Origin of the sequence: Psychrobacter sp. UBA3962, from assembly GCF_002385225.1 — a bacterium.
Taxonomy (GTDB): domain Bacteria; phylum Pseudomonadota; class Gammaproteobacteria; order Pseudomonadales; family Moraxellaceae; genus Psychrobacter.
Map to the genome: position 1 here is coordinate 43,677 of NZ_DGDC01000003.1, position 24,509 is coordinate 68,185.

Annotated in this window: 20 protein-coding genes; 19 read left to right on the forward strand and 1 reads right to left on the reverse strand. The window is 43.4% G+C overall.

What is annotated here, in order from left to right; translation table 11 throughout:
* Positions 1-144: 144 nt before the first annotated feature.
* From mgtE to B3S92_RS00590, 18 genes are all read left to right on the forward strand, one after another.
* Positions 145-1,482 (forward strand): magnesium transporter, encoded by a 1,338-nt coding sequence (gene mgtE, locus B3S92_RS00505; protein ID WP_296201812.1) that lies wholly within the window; start codon positions 145-147, stop codon positions 1,480-1,482.
* Between the two features lie 281 nt (positions 1,483-1,763).
* Positions 1,764-3,014: an iron-sulfur cluster carrier protein ApbC gene (gene apbC / locus B3S92_RS00510; RefSeq protein WP_296201814.1), complete on the forward strand. Its 1,251-nt coding sequence runs from the start codon at positions 1,764-1,766 to the stop codon at positions 3,012-3,014.
* The gene (locus B3S92_RS00515) at positions 3,014-4,114 is read left to right on the forward strand and encodes a DUF2804 domain-containing protein (protein ID WP_296201816.1); all 1,101 of its coding nucleotides are present in this window, start codon (positions 3,014-3,016) and stop codon (positions 4,112-4,114) included. Before apbC ends, B3S92_RS00515 begins: the two co-directional genes overlap by 1 nt.
* Positions 4,115-4,371: 257 nt before the next feature.
* Entirely contained in the window at positions 4,372-4,947 is a 576-nt protein-coding gene (dcd, locus tag B3S92_RS00520) for a dCTP deaminase (protein ID WP_077450098.1), read from the forward strand.
* A 287-nt stretch (positions 4,948-5,234) separates the two neighbouring features.
* Positions 5,235-5,870: an NADH-quinone oxidoreductase subunit A gene (gene ndhC, locus B3S92_RS00525; protein ID WP_296201820.1), complete on the forward strand. Its 636-nt coding sequence runs from the start codon at positions 5,235-5,237 to the stop codon at positions 5,868-5,870.
* A gap of 10 nt (positions 5,871-5,880) precedes the next feature.
* Positions 5,881-6,549 carry a NuoB/complex I 20 kDa subunit family protein gene (locus tag B3S92_RS00530; protein ID WP_296201821.1) on the forward strand — a complete coding sequence of 223 codons (669 nt, stop codon included), beginning with the start codon at positions 5,881-5,883 and terminating at the stop codon, positions 6,547-6,549.
* Positions 6,550-6,733: 184 nt separating this feature from the next.
* The gene (nuoC, locus tag B3S92_RS00535; protein WP_296201822.1) at positions 6,734-8,521 is read left to right on the forward strand and encodes an NADH-quinone oxidoreductase subunit C/D; all 1,788 of its coding nucleotides are present in this window, start codon (positions 6,734-6,736) and stop codon (positions 8,519-8,521) included.
* 108 nt (positions 8,522-8,629) lie between these two features.
* Positions 8,630-9,139 (forward strand): NADH-quinone oxidoreductase subunit NuoE, encoded by a 510-nt coding sequence (gene nuoE / locus B3S92_RS00540; RefSeq protein WP_028858113.1) that lies wholly within the window; start codon positions 8,630-8,632, stop codon positions 9,137-9,139.
* Positions 9,136-10,740, forward strand: coding sequence for an NADH-quinone oxidoreductase subunit NuoF (nuoF, locus tag B3S92_RS00545; RefSeq protein ID WP_296201823.1), 1,605 nt, complete (start codon positions 9,136-9,138; stop codon positions 10,738-10,740). Before nuoE ends, nuoF begins: the two co-directional genes overlap by 4 nt.
* A gap of 16 nt (positions 10,741-10,756) precedes the next feature.
* The gene (gene nuoG / locus B3S92_RS00550; RefSeq protein ID WP_296201824.1) at positions 10,757-13,774 is read left to right on the forward strand and encodes an NADH-quinone oxidoreductase subunit NuoG; all 3,018 of its coding nucleotides are present in this window, start codon (positions 10,757-10,759) and stop codon (positions 13,772-13,774) included.
* A 1-nt stretch (position 13,775) separates the two neighbouring features.
* Positions 13,776-14,822, forward strand: a complete 1,047-nt coding sequence (gene nuoH, locus B3S92_RS00555; protein WP_296201825.1) for an NADH-quinone oxidoreductase subunit NuoH — start codon at positions 13,776-13,778, stop codon at positions 14,820-14,822.
* Positions 14,823-14,994: 172 nt separating this feature from the next.
* Positions 14,995-15,543, forward strand: a complete 549-nt coding sequence (gene nuoI / locus B3S92_RS00560) for an NADH-quinone oxidoreductase subunit NuoI (RefSeq protein WP_296201828.1) — start codon at positions 14,995-14,997, stop codon at positions 15,541-15,543.
* On the forward strand, positions 15,540-16,244 hold the full coding sequence (nuoJ, locus tag B3S92_RS00565) for an NADH-quinone oxidoreductase subunit J (RefSeq protein WP_296201830.1): 705 nt from the start codon (positions 15,540-15,542) through the stop codon (positions 16,242-16,244). Before nuoI ends, nuoJ begins: the two co-directional genes overlap by 4 nt.
* Positions 16,245-16,405: 161 nt before the next feature.
* Positions 16,406-16,714 (forward strand): NADH-quinone oxidoreductase subunit NuoK, encoded by a 309-nt coding sequence (gene nuoK, locus B3S92_RS00570; RefSeq protein WP_077450111.1) that lies wholly within the window; start codon positions 16,406-16,408, stop codon positions 16,712-16,714.
* A gap of 4 nt (positions 16,715-16,718) precedes the next feature.
* Positions 16,719-18,593 (forward strand): NADH-quinone oxidoreductase subunit L, encoded by a 1,875-nt coding sequence (gene nuoL, locus B3S92_RS00575; RefSeq protein WP_296201832.1) that lies wholly within the window; start codon positions 16,719-16,721, stop codon positions 18,591-18,593.
* A 1-nt stretch (position 18,594) separates the two neighbouring features.
* Positions 18,595-20,352, forward strand: a complete 1,758-nt coding sequence (nuoM, locus tag B3S92_RS00580) for an NADH-quinone oxidoreductase subunit M (RefSeq protein WP_296201834.1) — start codon at positions 18,595-18,597, stop codon at positions 20,350-20,352.
* Positions 20,352-21,827, forward strand: coding sequence for an NADH-quinone oxidoreductase subunit NuoN (gene nuoN / locus B3S92_RS00585; protein WP_296201836.1), 1,476 nt, complete (start codon positions 20,352-20,354; stop codon positions 21,825-21,827). The genes nuoM and nuoN overlap by 1 nt, the downstream gene beginning before the upstream one ends.
* Positions 21,828-21,968: 141 nt before the next feature.
* Positions 21,969-22,790: a ferredoxin--NADP reductase gene (locus B3S92_RS00590; RefSeq protein ID WP_296201837.1), complete on the forward strand. Its 822-nt coding sequence runs from the start codon at positions 21,969-21,971 to the stop codon at positions 22,788-22,790.
* Positions 22,791-22,916: 126 nt separating this feature from the next.
* On the opposite strand, the gene maiA is transcribed toward B3S92_RS00590, so the two are convergent.
* The gene (maiA, locus tag B3S92_RS00595) at positions 22,917-23,561 is read right to left on the reverse strand and encodes a maleylacetoacetate isomerase (RefSeq protein ID WP_296202119.1); all 645 of its coding nucleotides are present in this window, start codon (positions 23,559-23,561) and stop codon (positions 22,917-22,919) included.
* Between the two features lie 123 nt (positions 23,562-23,684).
* Here maiA and B3S92_RS00600 point away from each other — a divergent pair, with 123 nt between their 5' ends.
* A complete protein-coding gene (locus tag B3S92_RS00600; RefSeq protein WP_296201839.1) occupies positions 23,685-24,497 on the forward strand; it encodes an IclR family transcriptional regulator in 813 nt (270 codons plus the stop codon).
* The last annotated feature ends 12 nt before the right edge of the window (positions 24,498-24,509 follow it).

A 24,509-nucleotide genomic window follows, 5' to 3' on the forward strand; every position in this document is an offset into this window, starting at 1 on the left:
AACTGCCACTTATTTCAACTGCCCTAATAAAGCTAGTATTTAGAGTCTAAATAAGGAGCCAATAAGATAACTATTGGCTCTTTTTTTATTATTTTATTTCTATGGTTACTTGCAACAAAGACTGGGCTGCAAGGAGTACAAATTATGGATCATAAAGCGACCGCATTATTATTAAAAAATGCCATTGAAAATCAAAAATTTGACCAAGCCGTAGATCAATTAAAGGATTTGCGCCCGATCGACATTGCCGACATATTGGTTTTATTAGATCCCGATATGTCGTGGAAATTACTAGAGAAGCTACCGGATAGGGCCACAGTCTTTTCTTATCTTGACCCAGAAGATCAAGTTGAAATGGCCTTCTTATTTCCAAGAGCCAGCCTTGCCAAACTAGTGGGCGAGATGCCATCGGATGAGCGAACCGACTTATATAAGCGTTTAGACCAAACTCAGCGAGATGCCTTATTACCCGCTTTGGCTCAAGCTGAGCGCGAAGACATTAGACGACTTTCTGCCTATGCTGAAAAAACAGCTGGGGCCTTAATGACCTCGGATTACGCCACCTTAAAGGCACAAATGACGGTGGCTGAAGCTTTGGCTGCCTTGAGATTAGAGGCTCCTGATGCTGAGACTATTTATCATGCTTACGTTATCGATGAACAGCGCAAGCTACAAGGGGTTGTCTCGTTAAGAACATTAATCTTGGCCTCACCAGATCAGCTGATCGGCGATATCATGCTGACCAAAGTAGTGGCAACCAATGTCCATGAAGACCAAGAAGATGTGGCAAAAACCATTGCCCGTTATGACCTAATTGCACTGCCTATTATTGACAATAACGGAGCGTTGGTAGGTATTGTCACCCATGATGACGCGATGGACGTGGCCAGTGATGAAGCCACAGATGACTTCCATAAGTCAGGGGGTGTTTCAAGTTTGGTCGGCAGCTTTAAAGACACCAGTATTCGAATATTATATCGTAAACGTGTGTTTTGGCTGGTTTTTTTAGTATTTGGTAACCTAATTTCAGGCGTGGGAATTGCTCACTTTGAGGATGTGATTGCTGCTAACCTGGTCTTGGTATTCTTCCTACCTTTATTGGTTGATAGTGGTGGTAACGCGGGTTCTCAGTCTGCTACCTTGATGGTACGCGCCTTGGCGACTGGAGAGGTAGTTATGCGTGACTGGTTCTCACTATTAGGCCGTGAGGCAATGGTTGCTTTATTGCTAGGTATCACTATGGCTGCGGCTATTTCAATCATTGGTTATTTCCGTGGGGATGCGGTGGTATCATTAGTACTCGCCTTGAGTATGGTGTCTGTGGTCATGATTGGCTGTGTGATTGGGATGAGCTTGCCGTTTGTGCTAAATAAACTGGGCTTTGACCCTGCCAGCGCTAGTGCACCTTTAATTACCTCAGTGTGTGATGCTTCAGGTGTGGCCATCTATCTGTTTATTGCTTCTAAGTTTTTAGTGCTTTAATAGCTCAAACTAACTAACAGTAGATAAATAAAAATAGAAAAGTAAGCTTAAGCCTCAGACTAAAGAAAAGGGCGATAGTCTTAAAGTCATTGTGGTTTTTTTCTGTCATAAATTGAGCTAAACTGATTTGTTATATCATAAGTTTACTTATTAGTAGGCTATATCATAAAGGTACATACTGATACATACTACAGTGCGGGGCTTCACTAAACCCTAAAGCTCAAGTGTTAATCGAAAATGTACTGTAGCAGATAGTCTTGATAAGTTACTAAGGGGCAATAATGTTTGATTTTATAAAAAAAACGATTCAGAAAAATACCCTAAAAAATGAAGATTCTCAGCAAACCGAAAAATTAGAAGTGGCGGCTAAAGAGGTCATGGCCAATTATCCGCAGGGCCGTGGTAGAAATGAGTTAATTAAGTTTCAGTATCATGGGGATACGGTGACTTTAGATTTGCGTTTAGATGAAAAGGCAGATCCTGAAGAAGTGCAAAGACAGCTTGGCCTAAAACTAAAACCTTATGGCGTAGAAGAAGTTAACTTAAATATTACCCTGCTACCGAAAGCCACCGGAGTCGATACCATGTCTGATAAGAGTGCTATGCCTGTCAGCTCTACCAAAGGTGGCGCCAAGACTTTGCCAAAAACCATCGATGCTGCTGCCAAAAAATCTACAGACGCTGAGCCACCAATTACCAAACGTGCTCCAACTCAATCGAGCCTGCAGCCTCATCCCCGTATTAAGCATATTTTAGTAGTGGCCTCAGGCAAAGGGGGTGTAGGAAAATCTACCACCACGGTTAATATTGCTTTGGCACTACAAAAGCTAGGGAATCGTGTTGGGGTGTTGGATGCAGATATCTATGGTCCTTCTATGCCCAGTATGCTTGGCGTGGAAGGAGTGAAGCCTCAGTTAGAAAATGAGCAGTTTGTACCAGTAGAAGCTCATGGTCTAGCCATGTTATCTATTGGCAGCTTACTTGATGGCGATAATACTCCTGTGGCTTGGCGTGGTCCAAAAGCCACCGGAGCGCTGATGCAGCTATTTAATCAGACCAACTGGCCGATGCTGGATTACTTGGTGATTGATATGCCGCCAGGTACAGGGGATATCCAGTTGACATTGGCTCAGCGTATCCCAGTCACAGGGGCAGTGATTGTCACCACCCCGCAGCATATTGCCCTAATGGATGCCCAAAAAGGCATTGAGATGTTCAATAAAACCAGCATCCCAGTGATAGGCGTGGTGGAGAATATGGCACTACATACTTGCTCAAACTGTGGCCATACAGAAGCCATATTTGGAGCAGGCGGTGGAGAGTCAATTGCCAAAGAATATCAAGTGCCATTATTAGGTCAACTGCCCCTAGCTAGTGACATCCGAGCTCAAGCTGACAAAGGCGTGCCTAGTGTTATTGCCAATGACGGCCAGGGTGATGATTATGCCCCGTTCTACCTTGATATCGCTACTAATATCGAAGCCAATATAGAGAGGTTTGCTAAGAAACGTGATGATGGTCGTATATTCTAATGACAAATAAAACTGCTTATGACTTGCCCTGTATTGATAAGCTTATAGAGCAGGGCCAACCTCAATTTGGGGTATTCTCCCAAGTAAATCAAATAAATTATTTGGATTACCATAGCCATTTAATTTCACAAAAGCCTGTTGCTCAGTGGCGCAAACAACTAAAAGCCAATCAGTTTGCCTTTATTCAAATAGTACATGGGTCTTATCGAATCTGCCTAGCAGTTGCTACGATTAAACTGGCAACGACGGCTTTTGCTTATATTTATCATGAAGACACTAAGCAATTTGAGATAGTTGAAGCTTTATTGCCTCTGACTATAAATACTCAGTTTATCGGTGATCACCAAAACGGTGAGATGGTCTTTGAGCACGATAAACTAACGGTAAAAATGCACTTTTCGCCAGAGTTTGTCAGTGTCAGATTAAATAGTGAAGCCTTCACCGTGGACGCCGACTTACAACGTGCTCAGCAGCCACTTGCCGTGTGCTCCCCATCGGGTAGAAGAGGCTGGACCTTTACCCAAAAAGAACCATTTGTTTCCACTTCTGGCGAGTTAATCCTACAAAGTTCGTCCAAGCATTATGCTAAGACCGATAACAGTGAAGGGGACCATAATAATCCGACTCTAATTAAGTTTGATTCTTTAACCCGTGCCAATTTAGATTGGACCTTAGGATTTATGCGCCACGAGACCAACTGGTTTTGGAGCTGTATTAATACCCAGCTTGAAGAGAATCGGGACTTTATGCTCAATTTGTCTATGGGCGTTAATGAAACTGGAGTCAGTGAAAATGCATGCTGGCTAGACGGTAAGATCTATCATTTACCACCAGTGATGTTCCGAAGAGACAGTCTAGATGGTGAAAAGAGTACTACTTGGAGCATAAGCCATCAAAATCTTGGCTGGAGTAAGGTTGATATTGAGTTGACCTTTACCCCGATTAAAGTCTATAAGAAAACAGATAACTATGCTTTAGTAGCCAGTATCTTTGAGCAGTGGATAGGCTATTACTCAGGCCATATCAAGCTTGACAATGATGAAGTGATAGTTCTAGACCAAGTGATGGGCCTAGCAGAAGATCATTTTGCTAAATGGTAAAGAGCGCATGCAGCTAAGCTAATTAAGATATAAAACATAAGCTGGTAGGGGTTGTTTACATTTTTAATGAGGGAATACTGCACAGTATTAGCACAAAGTTGTTAATGAGCGTAAAATAGCCCCACTAAATGATCTGATTCGACAGCACAATCAATAATGCGGCTGTAAATAAAAAGTTGAATCTTATATAATTGAACTTTTTTTATAATATATTATTTTAAATTAGTAGTTTTAAATCAATAGCTTGAGGGTGTAAAATGTCAATTAAATCTGACCGCTGGATTCGTAGAATGGCTGAAGAACATGGCATGATTGAGCCATATGAACCAGGCCAAGTCCGCTTTAATGAAGCTGGCGATAAGCTGGTCAGTTATGGTACTTCTAGCTATGGCTATGATGTGCGCTGTGCCCGTGAGTTTAAAGTTTTTACCAATGTGCATTCAGCCATAGTAGACCCAAAAAACTTTGATGAAAATAGCTTTATCGACATCGTTGGCGATGAATGTATCATTCCTCCTAACTCTTTTGCTTTAGCACGTACGGTAGAATATTTTAGAATTCCACGTGATGTTTTAACTATTTGCTTAGGGAAATCTACTTACGCTCGCTGTGGTATAATCGTCAACGTTACCCCGCTTGAGCCTGAGTGGGAAGGTCATGTTACTTTAGAATTTAGTAACACCACCACTTTGCCAGCCCGTATTTACGCCGGTGAAGGCGTGGCACAAATGCTATTTTTCCAAAGTGATGCGGATGATGTTTGTGAAACCAGTTATAAAGACCGTGGGGGTAAATACCAAGGTCAGGTAGGGGTGACTCTACCTCGCACGTAGTTGTTAACGGTGATTTAACAACTAGCTGTGATGTCTGATAAATTATTTAATAATTAAGCGTTTACTGAAAGGTGTTGCCTTAAAAAGCCATAAATATCAATGCATGTAAAGGGGAATCTTATTTTGAAGTATGACCCTCTCATTCAGTATTAAATTGGCATTTATAGTTTAAAAAAAGTATAGTAGCACCTTAATTTTACCAGCCGATGTATCCTATATATAACTGCTCTTATCCTATGAGTAAACTAAGAGCTTCAAAGGATACGTGCCAGTAAGGAGATATACAAATGAGTTCCGCCTTTAATTGGTCAGCATTAGCCTTCATTTTGGCAGCTATTGGTTTGGTTGTATTCATGCTGGTAGTACCCCGTTTATTAGGCGGACGCTCGCAAGGTACAGAAAAAGAAGAAGTATTTGAATCGGGTGTTGTCGGAGCTGGCAATGCCCGAATTCGTATGTCTGCAAAATTCTATCTTGTGGCCATCTTCTTTGTTATTTTCGATTTAGAAGCTTTATATCTGTATGCTTATTCCGTATCCGTTAGAGAACTGGGTTGGATAGGCTTTGCCACTGCTGCAGTCTTTATTGGTATTTTGTTTGTTGGTCTAGTTTACGAGCTTAAATTAGGAGCAATGAACTGGGCACCTTCAGATAAACGCCGTAAAAAAGAGCGCTTAACCCAGGCTCCTGCAGGTTTCGATTTGGCCAGTATCACGCAGTTTAATGGTATTGATGAGTTACATACCGACCCTACAGGCAAAGTGCCTGCCCAATCTTCTGGTCAAGTTAACGTCTCTAATGACATTGAAGCCAATAAACGCCACTTAGCTAATATCGACCGCATCAACGTGACGGGTAATGTCACTACGGTTGATTTCAGTAAAGCTTCTGCTCCTTCATCATCTACTAAATCGTCTTCTTAAGGGTTATATCATGAAATATACGCTAACCCGTGCAAATCCTGACGCCGATACTTATCCAGCGCAGACACGTCAAACCGTTACAGATCCTCTTGAGGACGAAGTAAACCGTAACGTGTTTATGGGTAAGCTTGAGGATATGGTGCATGCCTCAGCCAACTGGGGACGCAAACATTCACTTTGGCCATTTAACTTTGGTACTTCATGCTGCTACGTTGAATATGCAACGACCTTAACAGCGGTACATGACTTATCACGCTTCGGTGCTGAGGTTATTCGTGCCTCTCCTCGTCAGGCTGACGTGATGATTGTGGCCGGGACTTGCTTCGTGAAAATGGCTCCGGTTATTCAACGTCTATACGAACAAATGCTTGAGCCAAAGTGGGTGATCTCAATGGGATCATGTGCCAACTCGGGCGGTATGTACGACATTTATTCAGTGGTACAAGGTGTGGATAAAATTATTCCAGTCGATGTTTATGTACCTGGCTGTCCGCCTCGCCCTGAAGCCCTAATTCAAGGTTTGATGCTATTACAAGATTCTATTACCAAAGAACGCCGTCCATTAGGCGCTTATGTAAATGAGAAAGGGATCTATCAGCCACAGATGCTTCCTGAGCGTGATCGCAAACAAGCCGATCGTATCGCGGTGAAAAATTTACGCAGCCCAGACAGCATTTAAAACTAGGCTCATCAAATTTTTATTGATAGCCAGTTTTATTGATAGCCAGGAAAGTTAGAGCTAGACAGTTAGTTAAAGTTAGACAGTTAAAAGGGTTTTGTGCCCGAGGTACAGAGCCCATCATAAAAATATTCACCCTTCCGTATTCGCAATAATTGCAATGACTCTGAGGTAAGCGGTAACCATGGTAACGGATAATAGCAACGCGACTAATAATAGCGCCAATCCAAATATGACACAGCATCCTGTGCTGCGTGAACTTGGACAAAAATTTGCGGGTAAATTTACAGAGCAATTTACTTTTGATGGCATTCCTACCATTTGGGTTGCACGAAGTGATTTACTTGAAATCCTAATGTTCTTACGCACCCTGCCTAAGCCTTATGTGATGTTACTAGACTTATCTGCAATGGATGAGCGTTTGCGTAAACATCGTGATGGGTTGCCTGCTAGTGACTTTACAGTCTTTTACCACTTAATGTCTCTTGAGCGTAACAGTGATATCCGAGTTAAAGTGGCCTTATCAGAAGATGATCTTAATGTCCCAACCGCCACTAAGATTTGGCCCAACGCCAACTGGTATGAGCGCGAAGTATGGGATATGTTCGGTATTGTCTTCGAAGGGCATCCACATTTAACCCGTATTTTATTGCCTAAGTATTGGGAAGGTCATCCGCTACGTAAAGAGTATCACGCCCGCGCCACAGAGTTTACCCCTTACTTCCTAAACGCTGCTAAGCAACAGTTTGAGCAAGAAAACCTGCGCTTTGTCCCTGAAGAGTGGGGCATGAAACGTAGTGGTCGTGATGAAGACTTTATGTTCTTAAACTTAGGGCCTAACCACCCTTCAGCTCACGGTGCATTCCGCTTGGTGCTTCAGCTTGATGGGGAAGAAATCATCGACTGTATCCCAGATATTGGTTATCACCACCGCGGTGCTGAAAAAATGGCAGAGCGTCAAACGTGGCACTCATACATTCCTTACACTGACCGTATCGACTATCTTGGCGGCGTAATGAATGAGCTGCCTTATGTGATGGCGGTAGAACAATTGGCTGGCATCACAGTGCCAGAGCGTGCTCAAACCATCCGTGTGATGATGAGTGAGTTCTTCCGTATTACCAACAACCTATTATACTTCGGTACCTTTATTCAAGATGCGGGTGGTATGACCCCAGTCTTCTATATGTTTACCGACCGTCAAAAAGCTTACGATGTGATTGAAGCAGTGACCGGCTATCGTATGCACCCAGCTTGGTTCCGTATTGGCGGGACAGCGGCTGACTTACCGCGTGGTTGGCAACGTTTGGTGCGTGAGTTCTTAGATTGGATGCCAGAACGTTTAGACGAATATGTCAAAGCGACTATGCAAAACTCAGTATTAAAGGGCCGTACCCAAAACGTGGCTCAGTATGATGCCAAACAAGCTCTAGCTTGGGGCGTAACTGGAGCAGGTCTACGTGCCACAGGCGTTGAATTCGATTTGCGTAAAGCACGTCCTTATATGGGTTATGAGAACTTTGATTTTGAAATCCCAGTAGGCTATAACGGCGACGCTTATGACCGCTGTATGGTTAAGATTGAAGAGATTCGTCAGTCATTACGCATTATTAGACAGTGTATGGATAACATGCCATCAGGTCCTTATAAAGCGGATCACCCACTGGCTGTGCCACCACCAAAAGACCGTACCTTAAATGATATTGAGACCTTAATTAACCACTTTATCTCCGTTTCATGGGGTCCAGTGATGCCAGCAGGTGAAGCCTCAATGATGGTAGAAGCCACCAAAGGTATTAACAGTTACTACATTACCTCAGATCGCTCAACCATGAGTTATCGTACCCGTATTCGCACCCCAACATTTGCTCATTTACAGCAAATGCCTTCTGTGATTAACGGCAGTTTGGTATCAGACGCGATTATTTACTTAGCCTCAATTGATATTGTGATGGCCGATACGGATAGATAGTAGTACAGACAGATATAAGATAGCGGATAGTTTTCAATTTTCTAATATATCAAGCCAGCAGGTCAGACAGTCGACTTAGCTAGCAGTTAAAGAGAAAATAATACAATGATTAAGATTGTGACCGATAAAACCCCAACCGTAGATGTTGCTAGTATCTTGACTGCTCAAGAAATTGAGGGAATTAATGAGTATATTCATCATTACCCTCAAGCTCGAGCGGCCTCTTTAGATGCGCTAAAGCTGGTACAGAAGCGCAATGGTTGGGTAGATGATGCTCAGGTAAATGCTATTGCTAATTTACTTGATGTACCAGTAACCGATATTGAAGGGGTAGCCACCTTCTTCAACCGTATTTATCGCTCACCAGTAGGTCGCCATGTTATCTTGGTTTGTGACTCTATTGCTTGTTATTTGACCGGTTATGAAGAGCTGGCTGCTGAACTAAAATCACAGCTAGGTATCGAATTTGGTCAAACCACAGCCGATGGCCGTTTTACGTTACTGCCAATCTGCTGTTTAGGTAACTGCGATAAAGGCCCTTCTGTGTTAATTGATGAAGATACTTTTGGTCCGGTTACGCCGGATCAGGTTGCCGAGTTATTGGAGTATTATCCATGAGTCAGAATGAACAAGTATTAGCTGCCGAGACGCCAAGACTAAGCATTGCTGAACAGTTTGCTCGTCGTAAGCAAGGTCAAGCGCCGAGCCAATTAAACAATCAGCGTGTGCCTATTTATGGTGATAAAGCTACCGCGACCATTGAGACTAAACCATTAACTTGGCGTTTGGCCCATCATGACGCTATTTTAGATTTAGAAACTTATCAATCTTTACGTGGCTTTGAAGGTTTAAAGACCGCTTTAAATAAAGCGCCAAAAGAAGTGGGCGATATGATTAAAGCGGCCAACGTTCGTGGTCGTGGTGGTGCAGGCTTTAACGCTGGTCTAAAGTGGTCATTCATGACCCCGCCAGATGGGGGGCCGCGTTACCTAATTTGTAACGCCGACGAAATGGAGCCGGGTACCTTTAAAGACCGCTTGCTTATGGAGCGTCTGCCATTCCAGCTAATCGAAGGTATGCTCATTACTGCTCATGCTATTGGGGCAACGGATGGTTATATCTTTATCCGTGGCGAGTACATCGTTGCTGCTGAGCGTTTAATGGCAGCCATTGATGAGTGTTTGGCCAATAACTTATTGGGCGATAACATTTTAGGCTCAGAGTTTGGTTTTAATTTACACGTGCATACTGGGGCAGGGCGTTATATTTGTGGTGAAGAGACTGCATTGATTAACTGTCTTGAAGGCCGCCGTGCCAACCCACGTACTAAACCACCTTTCCCACAAGTTTCAGGGGCTTGGGGTCGTCCAACTGTTGTTAACAACGTTGAAACCTTAAGCAACATGCCGGCCATTTTGATTAATGGCGTTGAGTGGTATCAGTCACTGCCAAATGAGAAAGGCAACAGTACTACGCCAGGAACGAAAATCTTTGGTTGTTCAGGTCTAGTCAATGATCCTGGTCTTTGGGAATTGCCATTTGGCTATACTGCCCGTGAAATTATTGAAGACTTTGCTGGGGGCATGAAGCAAGGCAAGCGTCTAAAAGCTTGGTTACCTGGTGGGGCTTCTACCGACTTTCTAACCACAGATCATTTAGATCTACCTATGGACTTTGACAGCATCCAAAAAGCGGGTAGCCGTATGGGTACGGGTTTGATTATGGTAGTCGATGAATCACAAGACATGGTGCCCTTACTGAAAAACTTGGAGATATTCTTCCAACGTGAGTCTTGCGGATTTTGTACCCCTTGTCGTGATGGTTTACCTTGGGGCGTGAAGCTATTGACTGCCATCGATGATGGTCATGGTCAAGTGGGTGATGTTGAAAAATTAGAAGGCTTAACCCGTGATTTATGGTTAGGTAAGACTTTCTGTGCGCACGCACCTGGGGCTATGGAGCCATTAATGAGTGCGCTGAAGTATTTCCGTCATGAATTTGATAGCAAAATCGTGGTGCCAGCCGTCGAAGTAGACGCTGAGACCTCGGAGTGGGCTGAGTCGGAAATTAAAAAAGTAATGTCATCTATGGGAAGCGGCAGTCCTGCGGCATCGTCTAACTCAGGCGCAGATACCGGTAGCAACGTTAATTCGGATACAACAGCAGGCGCAGAAGCCGGGAATAAGACCCCAACTTCTAACCCTAGTGATGTGAAGTAGAGGAGTAGAAACAGGCATGGCGGTCATACATATTGACGGTAAGCAGGTCGAGGTAAACGGGGCAGACAACTTATTAGAAGCATGTTTGTCACTGGGTATCGATGTGCCTTATTTCTGCTATCACCCTGCACTTGGTTCAGTCGGCTCATGTCGTCAGTGCGCGGTAAAGCAGTTTAACAATGCAGAAGATGCAGCAGCAGGTAAAGGTCGATTGGTCATGTCATGTATGGTAGCACCTACCGATGACATGTATATATCAGTGGATGATGCTGAGGCGAAAGCATTTCGAAAATCTATTGTAGAGTTTTTAATGACCAACCACCCTCACGATTGTCCAACGTGTGAAGAGGGCGGTCACTGTCATCTACAAGACATGACTTATATGTCAGGTCATAATAAGCGTCGTTATCGCTTCACTAAGCGGACTCACCATAACCAAGAATTAGGTCCATTTATCGCCCATGAGATGAACCGCTGTATCGCGTGTTATCGCTGTGTGCGTTATTACAAAGACTATGCGGGTGGTGAAGATTTAGGTGTTTATGCCTCAAATAACCGAGTTTATTTTGGTCGTGATAAAGACGGTCAACTTGAAAGCGAATTCTCTGGTAACTTAACCGAAGTGTGCCCAACGGGGGTATTCACTGATAAAACGCATTCAGACCGCTATAACCGTAAATGGGACATGCAGTACGCCCCAAGCATCTGTCATGGCTGTTCTGCAGGCTGTAATATTTCAGCAGGTGAGCGCTATGGCGAGCTTCGTCGTATCGAAAACCGTTATAACGGAGAAGTAAACCGTTATTTCTTATGTGACTTAGGTCGCTTTAGCTATGGTTATGTCAATCGTGAAGATCGTCCGGTTCAAGCCATTGAACACATCAACGACAAGCACGTCAAAATCAATGTTGACTATGCCTTAGATGAGACTGTTAAGCGCTTAACCGGTAAGAAGGTCATCGGTATTGGATCACCAAGAGCCAGCTTAGAGACCAACTTTGCGCTAAAAAAACTGGTTGGGTTTGACAACTTCTCCACCGGTTTAAACAGCCACCAACAAAGTTTGGTTGAGAAATGTGTTGAGGTGTTAACTACTCAAGGCATTTATAACCCAACTATGGCTGAAATTGAAGAGCATGACGCGGTATTTATTTTGGGTGAAGATGTTACCCAAACCAGTCCACGTATCGCTTTGGCCATTCGTCAAGCGGCAAAAAATAAAAAAATCAAAATGGCTGAAGCGCTAAGAACAGAATCTTGGTTAGCAGAGCCAGTGCAGCGTATTGGTCAAAAAGAATTAAGCCCAGTCTACATTGTAGATACGGTTCAAACTAAATTAGATGACATCAGTAAAGTCAGCTGTGTGGCAACACCAGAAGACATTGCCAGCTTAGGCTTTGCAGTTGCCGATGCTATTAAGAGTTTAGGTAATGACCTTGAGCAAATTAAGCAAGCTTCACCGCAAGAGCAACAAGCAGATGCTATGCAAGAATTGGCTCAGCAAATCGCTTTAGATTTGGTGACGGCTGATAAACCCTTAGTGGTGTCAGGTACCGGTCAGTTCAGTGTGGCCATCATCGAAGCTTCTGCTCAAATTGCCCAAGCTTTAACCGATAAACGTGACCAGATTAAAGCTTATGAGCTGGAGCAAATTGAAGTTCATAATGCTAAAGTACGTGCGCAACAGGCTGAGCAGCAGCCAAGCGAAGACCAAGAGCTTGATGCTAAGCCAGATCAAGCGGGTCAATCAAAAGCTGCTGATAACTTAGAGCGTCAGCCAAGCCAAGAGCCTTTAGAATTAAAGCAAGCCAATGAAAAATACAGCAAGCAGGCGGGCTTATACTTAAGCGTGCGCAATGCAAATAGCTTTGGTGTTTGCTTATTAGGCGGCAAGTCGGTTGAAGAATTATTAGCAACAGACTTTGATGCGGTTATTGTGGCAGAAAACCAACTAACTGATGCCCTAGATATTGACAAGTTAGCTGAGCTATTAAGCGACAAGACGGTTATTGCTTTAGATCATCAAAACCTACATTGGCATAAATTCGTTGATATTGTGTTGCCAGCAGCGAGCTTCGCGGAAGCAGATGGTACTTTGATTTCTGCCGAAGGCCGTGCTCAGCGCTTCTTCCAAGTCTATGATCCAAGCTATTACGATCATAAAAACTGTATTAAAGAAGGCTGGCGTTGGCTACATGCGGTTGAAACCAGTCTAAATCAGTTACCCCTTGATTGGACTCAATTGGATGATGTTATTAACGAATTGGTTAAGACTCATCCTAATTTAGAAGGCATTAAGCAGGCAGCACCGGATTCAGACTTCCGTATTTCAGGTCTAAAAATTGCACGTGAACCAAGACGTTACTCAGGCCGTACCGCTATGCGCGCTAATATCTCAGTGCATGAGCCCATGCAGCCAAAAGATATTGATACCGGCTTAACTTTCTCGATGGAAGGGTATAGTGGGACACAGACTCCTGGCTCGATGATTCCTTTTGCTCAAGCTCCGGGTTGGAACTCACCACAAGCTTGGAATAAGTACCAAGACAAAGTGGGCGGTAGCCTAAAACAAGGGGATCCCGGTATTCGTCTATTTGATTTGATGGATGAAACCAAGAAACGCGCAAAACGCGAATATATTCGTCCAGAATTGGCTCAGCCTGTTAAGACGAGTATTTTCCAAGGTCAGGCCAAGTTGGTTCCGGTCCATAATATCTATGGCAGCTCTGCTATGGCACATAGAAGCCCAGTAATTGCAGAACAAATGCAGCAGCCTGCATTCTATATTGGGGCAGAAGATGCTGAGCACTGGCAAGTAAGTAATAACGACTGGTTGGCCATCACCGTAGAGGGTCAGCGTGTTGAGTTGCCAGTCACTATCGTAGCTTATCTTGCAGAAGGCTGTATTGGCTATCCAGTCGGTCAAGTGCCCATTTTACATGGTCACCTACCAGCCTCTGTGCTAAAAATTGATCCACCAAAAACGTCAACAGTCATAAGTAACAAACCACAGTTAGAGGGTCAGGGAGGTTAATATGGAATCTATTCGAATCATCCCTGAGGTGCCAGGCTTTCTAAGTCAAAGCTTATCGGTAGACGCTTGGAATACTTTATTCCTAGTCGGTCAAGCTTTGGTTATTTTCCTAGTCGTGGTTATTGTCGCTGCATTAATGATTATTTATGAGCGTCGTATGCTGGCCTTATGGCAAGACCGTTATGGTCCAAACCGAGTAGGGCCTTGGGGATCATTACAGCTTATCGCAGATATGTTGAAAATCTTCTTTAAAGAAGATTGGACACCAAAGTTTGCTGATAAGTTTATATTCATCCTAGCACCAGCGATTGCTATGTTCACAGCTCTGGTATCATTTGCCATTATTCCAATCTCTCCCACATTAGGGGTTGCAGATTGGAATATCGGTATCTTATTTTTCTTTGCTATGGCCGGTATGGCAGTCTACGCGGTAATGTTTGGTGGTTGGGCCTCTGAAAACAAATATTCTTTATTAGGCGGCCTTCGTTCTGCAGCACAAACCATCAGTTATGAAGTGTTCTTAGGCTTATCCCTAATGGGTGTTGTAGCCATGACAGGCTCTTTTAACCTACGTGATATTGTAGAAGCACAAACAGGTGGCTTTTGGCACTGGAACATCTTCCCACAATTTTTAGGGTTCTTAACCTTCGTGGTAGCGGGTGTTGCGGTAACTCACCGTCATCCTTTTGACCAACCAGAAGCAGAACAAGAATTGGCTGAAGGTTATCATGTCGAATATTCAGGCATGAAGTTCGGTATGTTCTTCATCGGTGAGTATGTCAACGTTGTGCTTATCTCAGCATTGATGACTTGTCTGTTCTTTGGCGGTTGGGATGCCCCTCTAAATTTAGGCTTTACCATTTTACCTCCTGCTTTCTGGTTTATGATTAAGACCTTATTCTTCATGACCATGTTCGTCTTAGCACGCGGCTCATTAATGCGTCCAAGATATGACCAGGTGATGAACTTCGGCTGGAAAGTGTGTCTGCCGGTGACCTTAATTAACTTATTAATTACCGCAGCATTGATCTTAATTTCCGCTGCTTAAGGTAACTGAAGGCACAAAAAAGCAAGACTGCAAATTTGAGAAAAGTATAGTTAAGTTAGACTTAGTTCGATAATAAATACTGAGTTTTTGAATCTTCTATTTATTGGGTTAGATGGGGCCAGTTAAAACGCTTTAGCGGCCTTATCACTGATAAGCAATTAGAGAAGTTAACATGTTTAAAACGTTGAAAAATACAGTCGTGGGCATGTTTACCATTGTGCGTTCTATGTGGATGGTTAACAGTCATGCGTTTAGACCTCGAGATACGATATTGTATCCTGAACAGCCTGTTCCTGTGCCGCCACGTTTCAGGGGCCGTATTGTCCTGACCCGTGATCCAGATGGCGACGAGCGCTGTGTGGCGTGTAACTTGTGTGCAGTAGCTTGCCCTGTGGCTTGTATCTCATTACAAAAAGCTGAGCGTGAAGATGGGCGCTGGTATCCTGAGTTTTTCCGTATTAACTTCTCGCGCTGTATCTTTTGTGGTATGTGCGAAGAAGCTTGTCCGACGACAGCCATTCAGCTAACTCCAGATTTCGAGTTAGGCGAATATGTGCGCCAAAACTTAGTATACGAAAAAGAACACCTATTAATCTCAGGTCCAGGTAAATACCCTGAATATAACTATTACCGTGTTAGCGGTATGGCGATTAAAGACAAACCAAAAGGTGCTGCCCAAAATGAGGCTCAACCTGTCGATTTAAGGAGTCTATTGCCATGAGTTGGCTACACTGGTTTGACAATACTGCATTGGTAGGATTCTATGCCTTAGGCTTGGTGGCAATTATTGCCAGCTTGCGAGTCATTATGCTCGCTAATCCTGTTCATGCCATTCTTTCTATGATTGTGACTTTACTTGCTTTGGCAGGTATCTTTTTTATTATCGGTGCTCCTTTTGCCGGAGCGTTACAGGTTATTGTATACGCTGGGGCAATCTTAGTGCTATTCGTCTTCGTCATTATGATGTTGAACTTAGGAACTAAGAATGATGCTCGTGAAAGCAAGTGGTTGGCCTCAGATGTTTGGGCCGTACCTACCGCATTAACTTTTGTTATCGCTGTGGTTTTGGTTTATATGCTGTCCTTGGGCAACGGTATTTCTACCGCAGAGGGTACAGTAGCGACTGCCACAATAGGCGCAGCAACTGTCTCTGCTAAGCAAGTCGGTATCGCTCTATTTACTGAATACCTATTGTTAGTAGAAGTAGCGGCCTTGTTGTTATTGGCTGCTCTAGTTGCCGCTTACCACTTGGGTAAGAGAGCACTGGATGATGAAAATGAAAGTCACACCAGCCGTAATTCAGCGCCAAGAGGTCACAGCGATGAGGTGTATGACTATCAACCTATTGATGCCAAAGACTTCATAGACAATCATAATCAATATAATGTTAGATCTAACCTGCACAATAAGGAGGATAGTTAATGGCAACTGCAACCTCTGAAACAGCGCATAGCCTTGAAGGCGCAGCTGTAAATACTGCCAATCCAGATACTACTTCAGCAGCTTCAATCCAGTCGCTGCAAATGACATCTGTCGAAATGGTGCAGGGTACCCCAAATAATACAGTAGTAGAAAACTCTATTTTGGGCCCAATTCCTATGGAGCATGGTCTAATATTAGCGGGCATTATTTTTGCCATTGGTTTATGCGGGGTTATGGTTCGTCGTAACTTCTTATTTATGCTAATGAGCTTAGAGATTATGATGAGTGCCGCCGGACTTGCTTTTATTGTCGCCGGCAGTCATTGGTTAAGTGCTGATGGTCAAGTTATGTTTATCTTTATCTTAACCTTAGCAGCAGCTGAAGCGTCATTAGGCTTGGCTATTCTATTACAGTTCTACCATCGCCGTGGTCACCTAGACATTGATTCGGCCAATGAGATGAGAGGTTAATGAGATGAGTTTATTAGCGTTAACCTTTATTTTCCCTGCCATCAGCTTTCTGATTCTAGCGGCAATGCGTGATAAATTATCAGAAACTGCCGCAAAATGGTTGGGCGTAGGTAGCATGGGCTTATCTGCCTTATGTGCTCTAATTGCTTCAGTAAGTTATTTACAAGCCAATGATCCCAGTACCGTTATCAACATTCCATTATGGACTTGGTTACAGGTTGGCGACTTTGCCCCTGCTTTCGGTCTAAGCTTTGATGGTTTGGCCTTAACCATGTTAGGGGTAATTACCGGTGTGGGCTTCTTAATTCACCTATTTGCTTCATGGTATATGAAAGGTGATGTTGGCTTTGCTCGCTTCTTTAGTTATATGAACCTGTTCGTTGCCAGCATGATTTTGTTGGTATTGGCGGACAACTTACTGCTTCTTTATTTAGGCTGGGAAGGGGTAGGTATTTGTTCTTACTTACTTATTGGCTTCTATTATCAAAACAGAGCCAATGGCCGTGCTGCAATGAAAGCCTTTACCGTTACTCGTATCGGTGACGTATTCTTAGCCTTTGGTCTGTTCTTACTATTCCGTGAGTTCGGTACTTTAAATATTCAAGACATTATTACCCAAGCGCCGCAAATGTTCGAAGCCAACAACTCTACTTTAGTGTTGGCAACGATGATGTTAGTTGGTGGTGCGATGGGTAAGTCTGCACAGATTCCTTTACACAGTTGGCTTGCCGATGCGATGGCAGGTCCAACGCCTGTTTCTGCGTTAATTCACGCCGCGACCATGGTAACTGCCGGGGTTTATCTAATTGCCCGTTTACACCCACTATTCATATTAACCCCAGGCATTTTATTATACTGGGTAGGTGCTGTGGGTGCGATTACTCTGGTAGTGGCTGGCTTCTGTGCTTTAGCACAAACCGACATCAAACGTATCTTAGCGTATTCGACCATGAGCCAAATTGGTTACATGTTCTTAGCGCTAGGGGTTGGCGCTTGGCAAGGGGCCATCTTCCATTTAATGACGCACGCTTTCTTTAAAGCTTTATTGTTCTTATCTGCAGGTGCCGTGATTACGGCTGTGCATCATGAACAAAACATCTTTAAGATGGGTGGTCTGCGTAAGAAGATCCCATTGGTATTCTGGTGCTTCATCGTAGGTGGGGGTGCATTAGCAGCCATTCCTTGGGTAACTGTTGGTTTCTATTCTAAAGAAGCCATTCTTTGGGAAAGCTATGCAACCGGTCATCAAGTTTTATTCTACATGGGTGTATTTGGGGCGTTCCTAACGTCACTTTATACTTTCCGTATGATTTGGTTTACTTTCTTCGGCGAAGAAAAAACTGAAGCGCACAAACTATCGGGCATCTCTTATCAGTTACCGCTAGTGGTGTTACTGGTATTGTCTACCGCAGTGGGTGCTTTAATTACGCCACCTTTACAAGGGGTACTGCCTGAAAGTGTTGGCCATTTATTAGAGTTAAATGGTGAGGCTCATGCCAAACACACAGCAGAGTTTATTGCCATGGGCGCTATGGCCTCAGGCCTAATCTTAGCCTTGCTACTGTATGTGGCCAATAGCGGTAAATTGTTGGCTAAGTTTAAAGCCTCAAGTTTGGGCGGTGCTATTTATTACTGGTGCCATAATGGTCTAGGCTTTGATGCCTTGTATGATTTAGTGTTCGTAAAACCATTTTTATTAATTGGTAAAATGCTTAAAGCAGACCCAGTCGATAAGACATGGAACATCCTACCTGCGATTGCTTCAGCGGGTAACAAAGTGATGGCCATGACTCAGACAGGTTCGCTTCGAGGATATGCCGCAAGCTTTGGATTGGGGATGGCAGTGTTATTGATACTAGTCATGACGACGGTGATTTAAGATGACAGAATTTCAATTAGCTTGGATGTTGCCGGCATTAATTGCGACCCCGTTCATCGCGGGTACGCTGTGCTGGTTAGTAGAGAAAATTAATAATCGTCTGCCACGCTGGATCGCCTTGATCGGTATGATCATCACCTTTGGCCTAACGCTAGTCTTATGGCGTGAAGGTGCGTTCGCGGGTATGAGTGAGCAAGTGCTGGCGCCTACTGCTAAGCTACCTTGGTTTGCTGAATTTAGTGTGCCTTGGATTGAGTCCTTTGGCATCAGCTTCCACTTAGCTTTAGATGGTATGTCACTGTTAATGGTCTCGCTAACTGCCTTCTTAGGTATTATGGCGGTGGGCTGTTCTTGGGGTGAGATTCAGCGTCGTGTTGGTTTCTTCCATCTTAACTTGCTATGGAGTTTGGGTGGGGTAATCGGGGTTTTCTTAGCCATCGACTTATTCTTATTCTTCTTCTTCTGGGAGATGATGTTAGTTCCCATCTATTTCCTAATTGCCATCTGGGGTCATAACGCCACCAATGGTAAGACCAAAGAGTACGCGGCGACTAAGTTCTTCATTTACACTCAGGCTTCAGGTCTGATTATGCTGATCGGTATTTTATTACTGGTCATCATGAATTACCGTACTTCAGGTATCTTTAGCTTCAACTATAATGATTTATTAGGCATACAGTTGGGCGGTTGGGAATACCCAATCATGCTGTGCTTCTTCATTGGTTTTGCGGTTAAGTTACCTATCATGCCATTTCATGGCTGGTTACCGGATGCCCACGCTCAAGCACCCACTGCAGGTTCGGTTGACTTGGCAGGTATCTTAATTAAAACCGCTGCCTATGGTTTGATTCGTTTCGTACTGCCTTTATTCCCAGCAGCCTCACAAGAGTTTGCCCCAATTGCCATTACTTTAGGAGCCATTGGTATCTTCTATGGTGCTTGGTTGGCGTTTATGCAAACTGACATTAAGCGTCTATTGGCGTATACCAGTATTTCGCACATGGGTTTTGTGGTGTTGGCCATTTATGCCGGTACTCTAATCAGTCTGCAAGGTCTTATGGTTCAGATGTTGGCTCACGGTTTATCGTCAGCAGCGCTGTTCATTATGGCCGGTCAATTGTACGAGCGCATGCATACTCGTGAATTACCATTAATGGGTGGCATGTGGGGTCAATTCCGCTACTACGCTCCGTTATTAATGTTCTTCTGTGCAGCTTTATTAGGTATCCCTGGTACCGGTAACTTTATTGGTGAAATCTTAATCCTATTAGGCTCTTTTGAAAAATACCCAGTATTTGTAGTGATCGCTACTTTCAGCTTGGTATGGGCAGGATTGTATTCATTAATTATTATTTACCGTGCTTTATTTGGTGAAGAGACTGTGCCTAAGTATGCAGCGGCAACAGTAGCTACTAACAGCGTTAATTCTGCTGAATTAGAAAAAGCTACAGTACAGCCTGCTAATACTACTTTAGCCGTTAATGAAAATAACACGACACATATGATCAATCACAGCTATGAAGGTGAAGAATCACACGATAAGCCTATTAATCTACATGATTTGAATAAGCGCGAATTGACGTTATTGCTGATCTTAGCCATTGGGTTGGTATGGTTAGGCTTATATCCACAAACCGTGCTAGATACGTCAAGCCATGCAATGCAGTGGATTAATAATGCTTATACTTATCACGAAGTTGTTAATTTTGAAGCTGTAGAGTCAATACAGTCAGCAGTTGCCGCAGCGGAGGTACGTTAATGAATAATCTTCTAGCAAATGCTTGGCCTGTATTGTTACCTTTTGCTCCAGTAATTATCGTCGCCGTGACCTTATTGGTAGTGATGATCGCCATTGCTTTAAAGCGCTCACACTTCTTGACGGGTACATTAGCGGTTGTAGGCTTAAACGTTGGTTTAATCACTTTAATCGGTCAGATAATGGGCTGTTTCGCGGTTCCTGAGCAAGTGATTGTCAGTGGTATGTTTATTATTGACCCCTTTGCTCAGTTCAACATGGTGTTTATTTTCTTAGCGTCACTGGCTTGTTGTACTTTAGCGTATCCTTACTTTAAGACTTTTAAAGATCATAAAGAAGAGCTGTACCTGTTATTACTATTGTCGACCGTTGGTGCTCTACTAATGGTGTCGGCGCATAACTTAGCTTCTTTCTTTATGAGCCTTGAGCTATTATCTGTGCCTTTATACGGTATGTTGGCTTATGCCTTTATGCGCGATCGCTCGCTAGAGTCGGGTTTAAAGTATTTGGTATTGTCTGCCACCGCTTCAGCAACCTTGCTAATGGGTATGGCCTTTATTTATGCCTCAACAGGTACCTTAGAGTTTAAAGGCATTGCACAGGCTTTAGGTAACGTCTTTGAGTCGCCATTAATGATTGTTGGCGCCGCAATGATGACTTTTGGTATTGCGTTTAAACTGTCTGCAGCACCGTTTCATATCTGGACGCCAGATGTGTATCAAGGCGCACCTGCACCGGTAGCCACTTATCTAGCTTCAGTCACCAAAGTTGCCATGATGGCATTGGCGATTAGATTTATGTTAGATAGTGCAGTATTGGCATTACCAGCGGTGAATACGCTATTGGTTGTCATCGCTACCTTATCTATCTTATTTGGTAACTTATTGGCATTACGTCAAACCAACTTAAAGCGTCTATTGGGTTATTCCTCAATTGCGCATATGGGTTATGTGTTGGTCGTAGCCGTAAGTATTGGTCCAGGCGCTTACTCAATCACCAATATGTACATGGCGATGTATGCTTTAACGTCACTGGGTCTATTTGGGGTCATTACCCTAATGTCTAGTACTTATAAAGATGCCGGTGAAGCTGCGGAGCTTTATCACTATCAAGGTCTATTCTGGCGTCGTCCAGTATTGACTGGGGTGATGACAGTGATGTTACTGTCTATGGCAGGTATTCCATTAACTGCAGGCTTTATCACTAAGTTCTTCGCTATCGTCGCAGCAGTAGATGGTAGAGAGTGGTTCTTAGGAGCTATGATTGTTGTGGGTAGTGCCATTGGCTTATTCTATTACTTACGTGTGATGTTAACGCTGTTTAAGCGTCCAACTAAGACTATTGAGTTTGATGCATTAAGTGACTGGGGTATTCAGGCCGGTGGTCTAATGGTTATTCTAGTGACCTTGATAGTCTTGTATGTGGGTGTGTTGCCTAATGAGTTTATCACTTGGGCCACTCAATCGATTATTTGGTAGATCTAGGCCAAATATAAATAGAGCATAGTTTGCTCTAGATGAGTTCAATAGCTTGATATGGTATGCTTGTAGGGCGAAATGCTCTACAAGCATTTTTTTATTTCATATATTCTAATAATTAACTTATAAAAAGTAGAAGCTATGACTGATAAATCAGATAACATTCAAAAAGTTGAAGTACTGAGCAAGAAGACCTGGACTCCTAACTTATTTAGCTTTACAGTCACTCGCCCTGACAGTTTCAAATTCACAGCGGGTCAATGGGTGCGTCTGGGTGTAAATCCAAGTCAGTTAAAGCATCATGTGGATAACAATACTCAGGACGCTCCAGATGAAGACATCTACCGAGCTTATTCAATAGTATCTTCACCTTATGATGAAACGCTAGAGTTCTTCTCTATTGTGATACCGGATGGGGCATTCACCTCACAGCTACAGCACTTACAAGTAGGGGATAAGCTATTATTAAATACCATTCCCTTTGGTTTTTTGACCTTAGCGCGCTATCAAGCGCCTTTACCAAAAGATTTATGGTTGTTGGCGACGGGTACGGGCTTAGCACCTTTCTTATCCATGCTGCAGGATCTGAAGACATGGGAAGATTATGAGCACATCGTATTGGCTTACAGTGCCCGTAATCAAGCTGAATTGGCGTATGTTGAGCTGATTAAAACGTTAGAAGAAGATTTTGGTGGATTAGTGACTTCTCCTGCAAAATTTACGTTTATCCCAATCGTTACTCGTGAAGAGGTGGAAGGGGCTTTAGATAAGCGTCTACCGGAGCTGTTAACCAGCGGTAAGTTAGAAGAGGTGGCTGGTGAGAAACTGACAAAGGAACATTCCCATGTGATGGTGTGCGGTAACCCGGATATGGTGGAAGATACCAAGGAGACTTTAAAAGATATGGGTCTAGAAATGAACCGCCGTGGTGAAGGCAATATTGCAGTTGAGAATTACTGGTAAAATCTAGTTAGATTGCTCTTTAATTACCCGTCTATTTAATATAGAAATGCCCATTAGTTTTAATGGGCATTTTTTATGACTCAAATTAATATAAAGGTATCCTAGTATGTATAGCACGCCCTATGACTAAGGTGTAGGGGTATCAGGCTGATTTTCTGGTGCAGCCTCAATAAAAGCCGGCAAAGTTTGACAGTGCTTATCAATGGCAACAATATTAGGGTAGGGTGATAAATCTACTTTAAATCGGCGTGCCGAATACACTTGAGGTATCAAATAACAATCGGCCAATGTGGGCTGATTGCCATAACAAAAATCACCACGATGCTTATCTTCGTCTAAAAGGAATTCTAAGGCGGCAAAACCATCAGAGATCCAGCGTTGACACCATGTCATTACTTGAGATTCGTCGACGTTAAGCTCATTTCGTAGGTACTGCAAGATACGGCGATTATTAATAGGGTGGATATCACAGCCTATCATCGCACTAAGGGCTCTTACACGGACGCGGCCAGCCCTATCATTTGGCAGTAAGGGAGGCTGTGGGTAGGTTTCTTCTAACCACTCAAGAATGGCTGGGCTTTGGAACATAACTAAATCTTTAGTTTCTAATACCGGTACTAAGCCTTGAGGGTTTATGGCTTTAAAGGTGGATTGAAGCTGTTCATCTTGCGCTAGATTGATTGAAATTGACTCATAATCTAACTGCTTTAAATTCATTGCAATACGAGTGCGGTGAGAGGTCCCACTGCGAAAATATCCATATAACTTCATCATCACTTTCCTTATAAAGATGTTAAATGCAGGTATAATCGCTATAATCAGTCATTGGGGCTTATAACGCCCTTTTGTCTTGTCGATTTCTATATTGCCTCTAGCCTAGCGGATAAATCAGTCATGTCATCTTCTCTAACATCAATCCCGAATAAAGCGCAAGGTGGCGTACAGTCTCTTGAAGTTGGGCTGACCGTACTTGATGTGCTTATCGATCACAATGAACCGATGATGCTCAAAGAGATTGCTCAGGCCATTGATATGCATCCGGCTAAAGTACATCGCTATCTAGTGAGTTTGATTCGTAAAGACTATGCCAAGCAAATAGAAGACGGGCGATATGCTCTCGGTAATCGTGTTAATGCCTTAAGCTATAGTGGACTGAATCAAAATAACTTATTACAACATCTCACTCGTGCGGCGACTGATATTAAAAATGCGATGCAATGTAGTGTACAAATCGCCAAATGGTTTCAAGATGGCCCAGTAGTGATCCAATCCATTGAGTCAGATTCTCCCATTAGTATCATTACTAGAGTTGGTTCACGTATGCCATTAACCACTTCGGCAACCGGTCGTCTGTTTGCTAGCCTGCAAGATAAAAATATTATCAAAGCACTGGTAAATGCTGAATGGTTACAGGTAGATGCCAATGCCGATTTGGACCTTAAATGGCAGCAGTATGAGCAGATGCTTACAACCATTCGACATCAAGGCTATGCCACGGTAACCGGAGATATGCTGATGGGGATCAGTGCCATTAGTATACCGGTGAACCCTGTTTTAAATGGCGTAGCTGGCAGTGACTCTGGTCAGGTTCAATATACAGAGTATGCATTGACGGTTATTGGCACCACACAACAGCTACCAGAAGCTCAAAATCACAATAGGGCAGAGGATATCAGGCGCCTTATACGTAAGCACTTACCTAACTAACTAACTAACTAA